Origin of the sequence: Bradyrhizobium sp. NBAIM08, from assembly GCF_020193935.1 — a bacterium.
In the GTDB taxonomy this organism is placed as follows: Bacteria; Pseudomonadota; Alphaproteobacteria; order Rhizobiales; family Xanthobacteraceae; genus Bradyrhizobium; species Bradyrhizobium yuanmingense.
The window spans coordinates 1-426 of the sequence record NZ_JADYVR010000620.1 but is presented as its reverse complement, the minus strand read 5'-3'; the positions used below and the strand labels follow the sequence as shown (position 1 = coordinate 426).

The 426-nt window shown below is 70.0% G+C and carries 1 protein-coding gene; it reads left to right on the top strand.

The features are described 5' to 3' along the window. Positions 1–140: 140 nt before the first annotated feature. Positions 141–426: hypothetical protein (locus I6F37_RS41245; RefSeq protein ID WP_225154558.1), on the top strand; the 286-nt coding region annotated here is incomplete at its 3' end.

Sequence of the window (426 nt, the reverse complement as noted above, 5' to 3'; positions counted from 1 at the left end):
CATCTACGCGGCGTCGCTCGGCGGATCCGTATACCGGTTACGTGCGCGCTGAAACCCGGCCCGGTAGGCGCTGGAACCCGTGCGTTGGCGCCCTGACGGTGCGGTCGTCTGCCGCCGCGGGCGGGGCTACCTTCCGGCCCATGAGCGCCTTTGCCCCACATCCAGTCCCCTTACCGCCGTCCCGTCCTGGTCTACCCGATGATGTCTTCGCACCCGATCCGCGCGACTGGCTGCGGATGGTCGGCGCCGTGCTGCTGGCCGCCGGCGTCGCGATCCTGTTCGTGCGCCAGGAGCCCGAGTGGGGCCACTTTCCGCTGTTCCTGATCGTGTTCGTGCCGGCGTGCGTCCTCTACTCGCTCGGCTTCATCGGAGGTCTGCACGACGTCGACGGCGAGCGGCGGCCGCTGGGCTGGCAGTCCGTCTACC